The 12,436-nt window shown below is 36.7% G+C and carries 8 protein-coding genes; 6 read left to right on the plus strand and 2 right to left on the minus strand.

Annotation, left to right across the window (positions count from 1 at the left end; translation table 11 throughout):
* Positions 1-11 precede the first annotated feature (11 nt).
* The 5 genes from ACXR6G_RS19590 to ACXR6G_RS19610 all read left to right on the plus strand — a co-directional run bounded on the left by ACXR6G_RS19590 (position 12) and on the right by ACXR6G_RS19610 (position 7,920).
* Complete coding sequence (locus ACXR6G_RS19590) at positions 12-1,370, plus strand: MFS transporter (protein WP_458363145.1); 1,359 nt, start codon at positions 12-14, stop codon at positions 1,368-1,370.
* Between the two features lie 82 nt (positions 1,371-1,452).
* Positions 1,453-1,923, plus strand: coding sequence for a GNAT family N-acetyltransferase (locus ACXR6G_RS19595; protein ID WP_458363146.1), 471 nt, complete (start codon positions 1,453-1,455; stop codon positions 1,921-1,923).
* A gap of 449 nt (positions 1,924-2,372) precedes the next feature.
* Positions 2,373-3,167, plus strand: a complete 795-nt coding sequence (locus ACXR6G_RS19600; RefSeq protein ID WP_458363147.1) for a glycyl-radical enzyme activating protein — start codon at positions 2,373-2,375, stop codon at positions 3,165-3,167.
* 45 nt (positions 3,168-3,212) lie between these two features.
* On the plus strand, positions 3,213-5,576 hold the full coding sequence (gene hypD / locus ACXR6G_RS19605) for a trans-4-hydroxy-L-proline dehydratase (protein WP_458363148.1): 2,364 nt from the start codon (positions 3,213-3,215) through the stop codon (positions 5,574-5,576).
* A 157-nt stretch (positions 5,577-5,733) separates the two neighbouring features.
* A complete protein-coding gene (locus tag ACXR6G_RS19610) occupies positions 5,734-7,920 on the plus strand; it encodes a S9 family peptidase (RefSeq protein WP_458363149.1) in 2,187 nt (728 codons plus the stop codon).
* An 85-nt stretch (positions 7,921-8,005) separates the two neighbouring features.
* Here ACXR6G_RS19610 and ACXR6G_RS19615 read toward each other — a convergent pair whose 3' ends face one another.
* A complete protein-coding gene (locus ACXR6G_RS19615; protein WP_458363150.1) occupies positions 8,006-9,826 on the minus strand; it encodes a hypothetical protein in 1,821 nt (606 codons plus the stop codon).
* 11 nt (positions 9,827-9,837) lie between these two features.
* Positions 9,838-10,563 carry a hypothetical protein gene (locus ACXR6G_RS19620; RefSeq protein ID WP_458363151.1) on the minus strand — a complete coding sequence of 242 codons (726 nt, stop codon included), beginning with the start codon at positions 10,561-10,563 and terminating at the stop codon, positions 9,838-9,840.
* A 354-nt stretch (positions 10,564-10,917) separates the two neighbouring features.
* On the opposite strand from ACXR6G_RS19620, the gene ACXR6G_RS19625 reads away from it, so the two are divergent.
* Positions 10,918-12,436: cytochrome c3 family protein (locus ACXR6G_RS19625; RefSeq protein WP_458363152.1), on the plus strand; the 1,519-nt coding region annotated here is incomplete at its 3' end.

Genomic DNA, 12,436 nt, shown 5'->3' on the forward strand with positions numbered 1-12,436 from the left:
CAAAAACGAATATGGAAAATCTTAAAAGAACTCTTCGCGATAATGTATGGATGCGATGGGCAATGCTACTTTTGGTAGGTTTTGTATTAGCAGCCAACTATTATTTCTACGATGCTTTATCACCTTTAAAATCTAAGTTAACCGAAGAGTTTGGTTTTTCTTCCACTGATTTTGGTCTCTTTGTTTCCGTTTATTCTCTCTCAAATGTTTTTCTCGGCATGGCCGTTTTAGGAGGTATTATTCTTGATAAACTGGGTATTCGTCGAACAGGTTTCATGTTTGTTTCTTTTATGGCTTTTGGTGCTTTAGTTACGGCATATGGAGCCAGTGAAATATATACCAATGGTGGTTGGGGATATGAATTTATGTCTTCATTTATGCCATCTTACTCTCCTGAATTAAAGATGATGCTTTTGGGACGTTTCTTATTTGGTTTAGGTGCTGAAACCAGTATTGTGGTTATCTCTAAAATTATTGTGAAATGGTTTAAAGGTAAAGAGTTAGCTTTAGCTTTTGGCGTAAAATTAGGCTTGGCACGAACAGGTTCTTTCTTGGCTTTTCAGCTGTCACCCTATTTAATTGATTCACCTTCAGGATGGACAACTGCCATTTGGTTTGCAGCTCTCTTCGTATGTATTTCCTTGCTTGTTTTCATGATTTACATGATGTATGATTTGAAATTGGATAAGCAAAGTCAAGAGGATGGTGTTGTTGCAAAAAGTGATCCATTTAGAATGTCTGATTTGAAGGACTTGATTACGAATCCATCGTTTATGTATGTGACTCTTTTGTGTTTAACCTTCTATTCAGCAGTTTTCCCTTTCTTTTCATTCTCTGCAGATTTTTTCCTAAACAAGTTTAATCTATCCATAGATGATTCCAGTGATATCTCATCTATGTTACCTATTGGAACCATGATTTTCACACCACTCTTTGGTTTTATTGTAGATAAATACGGACGAGCAGCTACCTTGATGATTTATGGATCGCTAATCTTAGTTTTAGTACACACTTGTTTTGCCTTTACGACCATTAACCCTTATGTGCTGATGGTTATTTTAGGAATTGCATTCTCATTAGTTCCAGCTTCAATGTGGCCATCAGTGGCTAAAATTGTTGATGAGAAACGAATTGGAACGGCTTATGGTTTCATGTTCTCTGTGCAGAATATTGGCTTATGGATTTTCCCAATTTTGGCAGGACTAGTATTGGATAAAACCAATGCTCCAGGAGCTGAAAGTCTTGACTACACCTATACGATGATCATGTTTGCTGCATTAGGTATTCTTGGTTTGTTGTTTGCAATTCTTCTAAAGCGTGAAGATAAGATTTCAGGATATGGTCTTGACTTGCCTTCAAATGGAAAGTAACAGATATTGATTAGTTATAAAATAGATTAATCCACGAGTCTTTGAATTCGTGGATTATTTTTAAGTATTTAAAATGATGAGCATGCAAGATCAAAATAAAGGGAAAGAGCTTGATTGGAAGGTTTTAAAGTTTGAGGAATTCACCCTTAATGAACTGTATGATTTAATGCAATTGAGATCGCAGATTTTTGTTGTGGAGCAAGATTGTGTTTATCTCGATCAGGATGGTAAAGACAAGAAAGCCATACATGTACTAGGATTTAAGGGCACGAAAATATGTGCCTACGCTCGTCTATTCGATAAGGTAGAGTATTTTGATACATGTAGTATTGGGCGTGTAATTGTTGCAGAAGATGAGCGTCGTTATGATTATGGTCATACTCTGATGAATGAGAGTATAAAAGCCATTAAGGAATACTATGGAGAAGATATAATCAAAATATCAGCTCAGAAGTATTTAAAAAAATTCTATGAAAGTCATGGATTTGTTCAAAAAGGAGAAGAGTACTTGGAAGATGGCATTCCACATATCGGCATGATAAAAGTGAATTAAATCCATAGAGTATTAAAACTTAACCGCTAAGATCACAAAGTATATCGTTAAGAGTGCAGAGTTTATTTATAATTCTTCTACTTTTTGCGCCCTTTGCGTTTAGCTTGGCGGCTTTGCGTTAGAAATCAATAATGCTTAAGTATTGAAAGCTGCTAAATGTCAGTTTCTCAATCCAAAAAAAATCATATCTTTAGAGGGTTGATAAAAGACTGTTAGAATGATGATTAATACCGTTATACAAAAACCTTCCTACAAAGGTCTTTATGAATGTTGGATTTGCTGATCCCACAAGCATTCCTTTACCTTACTTTTTAGAAGTAAGAATCGACCATATCCTACCCGGTCGAAGAATTAACTCACACTTTATTAATTGAATTGCGAATACCAAGGCATATCCTTAATGGGATAATTGCAACTTGTTGATTATTCGTATTCGAAAGTTTGAAACAATGCAAGCAATTGTTTTTGATATTAAGCGTTATGCTGTGCACGACGGCCCTGGGATTCGCACATCTGTTTTTTTTAAGGGCTGCCCATTGCGCTGTGTTTGGTGTCATAACCCCGAATCCTATAAGGCAGGGATTGAATCCATATGCCGAAATAATCGTCTGGGTGATGTGGAAGTTGCCGATCAAGCTGAAATAGGCAAAGCTTATACTATTAACCAATTGATTTCTGAAATAGAAGGCGATCAGCTTTTCTTTGATGAATCGGGTGGAGGCGTAACTTTCAGTGGCGGAGAACCTCTGATGCAGATCGATTTTCTTGAGGCTATACTTAAAGCTTGTAAAGAAAGAGAGATCCACACCGCTTTGGATACTACGGCTTATGCCTCGAAGGATAAAATTGATCGCATTGTTGACAATGTGGATCTATTCCTTTTTGACTTGAAGCACATGCTTGATGCCGACCATTTGAAAAATACAGGCGTATCTAATAAATTGATTCTTAATAATCTGAAGTACTTGTCAGAGAAAGGCAAGCATATAATCATTCGTTTTCCAATGATTCCAGGCTTCAATGATTCTCAGGAAAACATCAATTTGATGCTAGATTTCCTTAATGAATTACCCCAGAAACCTGAATTCCATATTCTACCTTATCACCGAACCGGACAGGATAAGTTCCGACGCTTTGGTATAGAGAGTTCGATGCCTAATATGGCATCTTTATTAGAAGAGGATACGCAATGGGTTCAGTCTATTTTCAGAGAATCAGGTTTTAAAGTAAGTGTGGGCGGATAACCAAATTAATAATGAACAATTATTGATTTCAAAAAAACTAAAACGATGAACATTAGAATACAAAAACTAAGAGAACAAAGTTTAAATGCAATCAACTGCATATCGCCTGAGCGCGCTTTGTTAATGACCGAATTTTATAAGTCAGATGAGGCGCAAATGGTTTCTACACCAGTGAAACGTGCCCTTTCTTTTAAGCACTTTTTTGCCAACAAGACGATCTGTATTAATCCCAATGAATTGATCGTTGGTGAGCGTGGACCTGCGCCAAAGTCCTGCCCGACATATCCAGAGATTTGCATTCACTCTTTGGACGATCTTAAGATATTAAACGATAGAGAGAAGGTTTCTTTTATGGTTGATGAGGAAACATTCAAGATATATGAGGATAGCATCATTCCTTTCTGGACAGGAAAAACCAATCGCGATAAGCTGATTGGTAATATGACTCCAGAATGGTTGAATGCTTATGAAGCTGGTATTTTTACTGAGTTTCAAGAGCAACGTGCACCTGGACATACTGTCTTAGGTAAGAAAATGTTCCAAAGAGGTTTCCTTGATGTGAAAAAGGATATCGCTACAGCCATTGAGGTATTAGATTTCTTAAATGATACCAATGCCTACGACAAGCAGGAAGAACTAAAGGCCATGGATATTGTTTGCGATGGTATCATCCATTTTGCAGAGCGCCATGCTGATGAATTGGAAAGCTTAGCTAAGGCAGAAAAGAATGCTGAAAGGAAAGCAGAATTAGAGCTGATGGTTAAGGTTTGCCGTCGTGTTCCTGCTCATGCTCCTGAAACCATGCACGAGGCATTGCAGCATTACTGGTTTATTCACTTGGGTGTAATTTCAGAATTGAACCCTTGGGATTCATTCAACCCAGGTCGATTAGATCAACACCTTTTGCCTTTTTACGAGAAGGAAGTGAAATCAGGTGATTTAGCTGAAGACAGTATGTATGAATTACTGCAGGCTTTCTGGATCAAGTTCAATAATCACCCAGCGCCACCTAAAATGGGTGTAACGGCCATGGAAAGTAGTACCTATACCGATTTCTGTCTGATTAATGTTGGTGGTTTAAAAGAAGATGGATCTGATGCTGTAAACGAAATGTCCTATGTCATTTTGAATGTGATTGAGGAAATGCGATTATTGCAGCCTAGTTCAATGGTTCAATTAAGCAAGAAAAACCCAGATCGTTTTATCAAGCGAGCACTTAGAATTGTGAAGACTGGTTTTGGTCAGCCTTCTATTTTTAATACCGATGCGGTTATTCAGGAGATGATACTCCAAGGAAAAAGCATAGAGGATGCCCGTAATGGGGGTTGTTCTGGTTGTGTTGAAACAGGTGCTTTCGGAACAGAAAATTATAGTCTGAGTGGTTACTTCAATCTGGCTAAGATTCTTGAAATAACCATGAATAATGGTGTTGATCCTCGTAAAGGGAAATTGATTGGTTTACAAACAGGCGAATTATCTAGTTTTAAATCCTATGACGAGATATTCGCAGCTTGGCAGAAGCAGGTGAAACACTTTGCCGATATCAAGCTTAGAGGTAATAATGTGATTGAGCGTTTATATTCAACTTATCTACCAGTGCCTTTCCTTTCGGTTTTGGTTGACGATTGTATAAGCAATGGCAAAGACTATAATGCGGGCGGTGCTCGTTATAATACCTCATATGTTCAAGGCGTGGGATTGGGAAGTCTGAGTGACATGCTGGCTTCCATTAAATTGAATGTTTTTGAGAAGGAAATGTTGAGCCTGACGGATTTGAAAAAAGCAATGGATGCTAATTTCGAAGGCTACGATCAGTTGCGAAGCGATTTAATTTATAAGACACCTAAATATGGTAACGACGATGATTTCGCTGATGATTTCGCTGTGGATATTTTCGAAACTTTCTATGAGGCCATTAATGGTAGACCAACCGCAAAGGGTGGGGTGTTTCGCATTAATATGCTACCAACCACTTGCCACGTTTATTTCGGGAATATAATGGCAGCAACACCAGATGGTCGTTTGGCTGAAATGCCATTGTCCGAAGGCATTTCACCTTATCAGGGAGCAGATACCAAAGGACCGACTGCTGTGGTAAAATCAGCTGCAAAAATCGATCATCTTCGAACAGGCGGAACTCTTTTGAATCAGAAGTTCAGCCCACAGTTTATGGAAGATGAGGCAGGAATTTCTCAGGTGATGAATCTGGTTCGTTCATATTTCCGTATGGATGGTCACCACATTCAATTCAATGTGGTGGATGCCGACACCCTTCGCGATGCACAAAAGAACCCGGAAGCTCATAAAGACCTAATTGTGCGTGTGGCAGGTTATAGTGACTATTTCAACGACTTGGGTGAGGATTTACAAAACGAGATCATTCGAAGAAACGAGCACACTGAGTTTTAATTGTACTGTTTATCTATTGTCGGTTTTCTGTTGTCAATATGTGATAACAGAAAACCGATAACTGACAACAAGCATCAACTTTAACCTTTCTACTTTATACTCCAGCTTTGCTGGTCCCGAGAATCGGGATTAACCTTCATTTACTTTAACCTTATATATGAAACGATTATTATTAATCCCCTTACTGCTTATTGCATTTCTTGTTAGTGCACAAAATGGTGACAAAGCCTTTACTCTCGAAAATGTGAGTATGAATGGCACTTTCAATGCCAGATCGGTTTACGGCTTACGTTCTATGAATGATGGTCTACATTATACGATACTTAAGGAAGGTGAACGCGTTGAAAAATATGCCTATGCCACCGGAAAATTGATCGAAGTTCTTTTCGATTTGTCTACAATGGAAAATACAGCCATCAAGCGAATTGATAGCTACCAATTCTCATCAGACGAGAAAAAGCTTTTACTAGCAAGTAATCGAATTAACATTTACAGACATTCTTATTCTGCTGAGTTTTTTGTTTTCGATACAGCAAGCAAAAAGCTGTATGCGCTTTCAACAGGACGTCAGCAATTAGCCGATTTTTCTCCAGCAGGCGATCAGGTTTGTTTCTTCCACGATAACAATTTGTTTATTAAAGATCTGATGACTAATAAGGAGACGCAATTTACTTTTGATGGTAAATACAATCACATCATAAATGGGGCACCCGATTGGGTTTACGAAGAAGAATTCTCTTTTTGGAAAGGTTTTCAATGGTCACCCGATGGCAAGCGTATTGCTTTTATGCGTTTCGACGAATCTCGCGTGAAGCAATTTAATATGACGGTTTTTAAGGGCAGATACCCTGAGAAAAAAGCCAATGCCTTATATCCCGAGAATTATACATTTAAGTACCCTAAAGCAGGTGAAGATAACGCTATTGTGAGTGTTCATGTTTATAATTTAGAGTCGGAGAAAACGCAAACTATACAGGTTGGGGAGGAGACCGATCAATATATCCCAAGAATTAAGTGGACACGTAATGCTGAGGTATTGAGCATGGTGAGAATGAACCGCCATCAAAATCATTATGAGCTTTTGTTTGCTGATGTCAACACGGGAGATACCAAGTTGATTTATGAAGAGAAGAACAAAGCTTGGATTGATGTGAACGATGATTTGACCTTTACCGAAGATGCTAAGTCTATTATTCTGACCAGTGAGAAATCAGGCTTCAATCATATTTACCTTTACGATATTGACGGTAAGTTTAAGCGTCAGATTACAAAGGGAGATTGGGAGGTGACTAAATTTTTAGACTATGATGAGGCTCATAAACTTTTCTATTATCAGGCAGCTGCAGTATCACCACTTCAGCGCGAGATTTATGCTGTTGATATCAAAGGTAAAAGAACGAAGAAGATGAGTACAGATATGGGAACGAATTCGGCTGTTTTCAGCAAGGGCTTCAAGTACTATATCAACTACTTTTCGAATACAAAGACACCTACTTTGGTGACCTTGCATAATGCCAAGGGCAAGCAAATTCGTGTACTTGAGGATAATGCCCCACTAAAAAAGAAAATGGCAGATTATCAATTACCTCAGCGAGAGTTCTTCTCTTTCAAAACGTCGGAAGATGTAGAGCTGAATGCTTTTATGATTAAGCCTACGAACTTTGATGCGACGAAGAACTACCCAGCCCTATTGACTTTCTACGGAGGTCCGGGATCGCAGCGTGTCTTGGATCGTTACCGTTTCGAATGGTTCGAATATTTAGCTCAGGAAGGTTTTGTAGTGGTTTGTGTTGACAATCGTGGAACAGGTGCTCGCGGAGAGGCTTTTAAGAAGTGCACCTACATGCAAATTCAGAATTTGGAAGCTATCGACCTGATTGAGACGGGTAAATACATGGCAGGATTGGATTATATCGATGGATCGAAGATTGGCGTGTTTGGCTGGAGTTTTGGTGGTCAAATGTCATCGCTTTGTATGTTCCGTGGAGCAGATGTATTTGCTGCAGGAATTGCTGTTGCACCTGTCACTTCGTATCGCTATTACGATAGTATCTATTCGGAGCGCTATCTGCGCACACCACAAGAGAATCCAGAAGGTTACGACAAGTATGCTCCCATTTCTTTTGCTGATCAGTTAAAAGGTAAGTTCCTTTTAATTCATGGCACGTCAGATGACAATGTGCACATGCAGAATAGTCTTGAGTTGGCTGAAGAATTAGTCCAGAATAATAAGAGATTCCAAATGCACATGTACACCAACCGTAATCATGGTATTTATGGAGGGAAAACACGTTTGCACCTTTATAGTATGATGACAGATTTCTTGAAAGAGAATTTGAAATAGGGCAGCATTTTTTATTTACTCCCAGATATAAAAAAAGCCAACTGAACTTGATTCTGTTGGCTTTTTTTAGAACTTTAATTTCTTATTATTGATACTTCAATTTTGTATTTTTGTAATAGATGTAATTATCATAAATTAAATAGTAGCCATCCCCTTTGTACTCATTAGAATTGAAAGAAAAAAGAATCTTTTTTTCATCCACCGAAAAAACTCTAATCTGATTATTGCTTTCATCATAGATCAATAATTTACTCCAGTCATTAGAAACAGATATTACTTTTCCATTGATATCTAAACGATCTACAATTGTAAAAGTATCGAGATCGTAAAAGAAATATTTACCCTCTTTCTCCGAAATTAGTATATTTTTTGTAGGATGAAACGAGATAGAACCTAAATCGGTGTTTATAATTTGATATTCATTGTTTATTAGTTTGTATAGTTTCCATCGTCTGATGATATAATCGCCATTTATTGAAACATCACAACTATGATATGGGTTTACTATTTTTAGACTCGTAACAACTTCACCTTGGTTCAAATTATATTTATATAATGAATCATGATCTACAAAATAGAGATTACCTACTTCGTCTGAATTATAACGCCAAAATCCTGTTTTAGTCGAACTTTCTCCATATATGTTTTTCCAAATCGATTTAATTGAATAGCTCTTACCCAGATTGAAATGTTCATCTGAAGAGTATATGGAGTCTTTGCTATTTATCCATATTGAATTCTCATTGGCTGACTTAGTATTCAACTTAACTTCATATTTGAATTTTTTGACCGTCGAGTATTTATCAAGATGTTCATCGTATTCTTTTAGTGGATTTCCATCTAAGTTATATAGTTTTTTATTTTTGTTGAGGTGAAAGTTGTATGGCGAATTGTATTTGTTTTTGAATGTTATCCCTGTAGGTATATATCCTCTGATTGTGTACTTATCTTTGTAATAACTATCCATATTATGGGGGATAAAGGATAATTCTAAGCCAGTTGAACTACCAAAAGGTACGTTTGTAATCGAGATGCTGGTCGAATCGATATTATGAATTGATTTAGTTGTACGCGTTTTAAAAGTATCTTGACCAATTACACCCCCAGGAAACACCAATTCATATTCTTTGAACCCATGTTTAAATTGCGTTTTATCCCAACTAATAATGGCTGATAAAGGGCCTGTTTTATCAACCTTAAGTTTAGGTAAAGGGAATTCTTTGCTTACATGTCCTTGAATTTTACGATACTTAATTTCTTTTTCAACATCTACATCTAAAGTATGATAGTAATGGCCTATTTTTTCTATAACGCTGGAGTCGGGGTAGCTTAGTTGATTAATGTCATTTGTTTTAAAAATGAAATTATTGGGACCATTTAATACATATTGTTTGAAATCAGAATAGGGATATTTATTCCATGATAATTTATAAACACCATCAATTACTTCTGATTTTAGGCTCATTATGGGATTATCATTTGGAAATTTTAACACGTAGCATTCATTATTAAAAGCATAACCTTCATTCTGAGTTAAATCAGCAATACTTCCAGTGTTTGAGTTGGTTATCACCTCAATTCTATAGGTATTTAACCCTTCATCGATCCATTGAGAATAGATTTGGATTTTGTGTTTCAAGCCCGAACTAAAGCTTTGAATATGTTCATTATTTCTATAGCAGTTAATTTCAAGTATTTTATATTTTTTAGGCTTAATATTGAAGTATATAGCTGTATCAATAAGACGTAATTGCATTGTATCCTGATTTTCAAAATTAATTTCAATAGCTTCAGGATTTAATGTTTTATTAATATCAATGAAGTTTTCTTTATCGAGGATAAAATCGCAAGATGTAGGGGCTAAGCTTATAGTTGTGATAATTATAATTTGAATGAATCTTTTCATTTTTGTTAATGTTATAATATTTTTGCTAAATCAATAAGTGTAACCTGTATCCCTAGACGAATTCTTAAACCACTCCAGTTAGTGCTAACCTTTTGGTCATTATTTTGGAGAAATGCATCTGGATTATCCTCGAGATATAGATCTCCTTTAAGATCAAATCCATATCCTACAGAAGTGAATATATTATAATATTTTAATTGATACTGGATGCTTGTGAACAATTCTAAAAGAGTTGATTTAGATTCTAATTTTAGAGTGTTTCTTGAAGATGTATCGGTTATTGTGATTTTTTCTTTTAAGCTGGAATTTGAATGTAATAAACCCAAGGATGAACCTCCCCAAACAGAAAAACGTTTATATCCCAAGAGTTTAATTTCCCCTCTAACTCCTATTAGATTACTGTTTATTTTATTGTCTATATAATATGCTCCAGAGTAATCACTTATGGTTGCTCTATAGCCTGTAGATAATCGACTATAGAAAAGTCCAACTTTATAATTCCCATAGTCAAGTGTTAGTCCTGATTCGAAAGTAAAATAGGCTGGGAAGTTATCTGTTAATTTTAGAGGTAATTCACTTTCCTTAATGATGTTTTTGTGGAATGCCTTTAGCTCGGACATTTGGTAGTTTGCATGACCTCCATTAAAATGAAGTTTGATTTCTTGTGCATCAGAATTGGACAAGTTAAAATAAAGGATGAATAATAGCAGAAATATTCTAATTATTGTAGAATTCATAATTGAGGATATGTGTTGTTATTTATTTTTAAACAAAAATGATAAAATTATGTTTCTATAGTGATAGATTAAAATTGGAACAAATATATTTTATTGTATTGATAAATACATGCACTGATGTTGAATAATGTTATGAAATATTTTTATTAAGATAATTTCTAATTTAGTTTTTATTATTCTATATGAATGAGCTACTCTTTCAGGGAGGTGGTGTTAAGAAGCTTTGAAAAACTCTCAAAAAGAAAACCAACATTAGTAGCTGAGGTATTTATCCTTCGGCTTTTTTTTTTATTTCCCTTGAATAGTCATTAACTTACGTAGTAAATAAGTTTAATAGCTACTATTCCGTTTAATATGGGTGCTGTCTACTTACAAAAAGTAAAATGGTTCATTTGGCTTTCTACCTTTCTACTGGGCTTCCTCAGTAGCCCTAAACTTATTGGCCAGGATGACGAAACATGTATGATGTGTCATGACGATCCTTATATCGTAAGGGAAGGAAAAGTCAAGGCTCAGTCTGTATGGGTTGATCACCCTCTTTTGCTTAGATCCATCCATCAAGAAGTGACCTGCATAGCCTGTCATCCTGAATCTGCTGTTGGAGACGATTGGCCACACCCTACTGAGATGTCTCCTGTTAACTGTGGTACGTGCCACGAAGAGGCTCAGACTAAATTTGAAATGGGGATTCATGGTCTGGCATTGAAAAAAGGAGCGAGGTATGCTCCTGATTGTAGGGAGTGTCATGGTTGGCACGATATTTTATCCCATACCAATCCCACTTGCCGAACTTATAAAATGAATATTCCCATTCTGTGTGGGAAGTGTCATCGGGAAGGGGCTCCTGTTGCTCGCACCTACAAGATTACAGAACACAATATATTACAGAATTACAGTCAGAGTATACATGGTAAAGGCTTGTGTAAGAGCGGTCTGATTGTTACGGCGACTTGTAATAATTGTCATGGAAACCATTTGATATTACCCCATAATTATCGTCTTTCCAGTATTTCTCTCAAGAATATTGCTTCTACCTGTATGCAATGTCATGCAAGAATTGAACAGGTACATACCAAGGTGATTAACGAACAACAGTGGGAGAAAAAGCCAGGATCAATTCCTGCATGTACTGACTGTCATCCACCTCATATCGTAAATATCCAAAATATTCTTGAAACCATATCCGATCGGTCTTGTCTTGTGTGCCACGAAAAGAAAGAGGTCCATAAACTTGTTGGACTGGATACCATTTCTCTTCAGGTTGATGTCAATCATTTGATAACTTCAGCTCATAACAATATCACTTGTGTAAAATGTCACTCCGATGTTTCTGCAAGAAAAAAACGCCCCTGCGAAACGGCTGGTAAAGTTGATTGTTCCTCTTGTCATGCTGAAATATCTGAGATCTATGCGATAAGTGGGCATGGCGTGGCCTACCTTGAGGGAAAAGAATCTGCTCCCTATTGTACCGATTGTCATGGGAAGCATCTGGTTAAGTCAAAAAAGGATGAGACATCACTCGTGTATCGTCTTTCTATTCCTGCTCTTTGTGGTGGATGCCATCGTGAAAATGGCAGGGCAAGTCAGCAAACCACTCTTAAGGAAGTGGATGCTTATCACGATTATTCTTTAAGTGTTCATGGAAAGGGTATGATTAATAAGGGGCTTTTATCAAGTGCCGTTTGTACAGACTGCCATACGACACATTTCATGTTGAAAGATAGTGACAAAAGATCTTCAGTTTATCCTGAAAATATACCCGCTACATGTGGAAATTGTCATAGAGGGATTTATAACACATACATAAAAAGTGATCATGGTATTACGAATGATGAGGGGAAGGAAAAATACCCCACTTGTACGGTTTGTCATT

The sequence above is a fragment of the Ancylomarina sp. YFZ004 genome (assembly GCF_054254355.1).

Bases quoted from the DNA above. Each gene is read 5' to 3' on its own strand.
- ACXR6G_RS19590 (WP_458363145.1), top strand. From the start codon at position 12: ATGGAAAATCTTAAAAGAACTCTTCGCGATAATGTATGGATGCGATGG.
- ACXR6G_RS19595 (WP_458363146.1), top strand. From the start codon at position 1,453: ATGCAAGATCAAAATAAAGGGAAAGAGCTTGATTGGAAGGTTTTAAAG.
- ACXR6G_RS19600 (WP_458363147.1), top strand. From the start codon at position 2,373: ATGCAAGCAATTGTTTTTGATATTAAGCGTTATGCTGTGCACGACGGC.
- hypD (WP_458363148.1), top strand. From the start codon at position 3,213: ATGAACATTAGAATACAAAAACTAAGAGAACAAAGTTTAAATGCAATC.
- ACXR6G_RS19610 (WP_458363149.1), top strand. From the start codon at position 5,734: ATGAAACGATTATTATTAATCCCCTTACTGCTTATTGCATTTCTTGTT.
- ACXR6G_RS19615 (WP_458363150.1), bottom strand. From the start codon at position 9,826: ATGAAAAGATTCATTCAAATTATAATTATCACAACTATAAGCTTAGCC.
- ACXR6G_RS19620 (WP_458363151.1), bottom strand. From the start codon at position 10,563: ATGAATTCTACAATAATTAGAATATTTCTGCTATTATTCATCCTTTAT.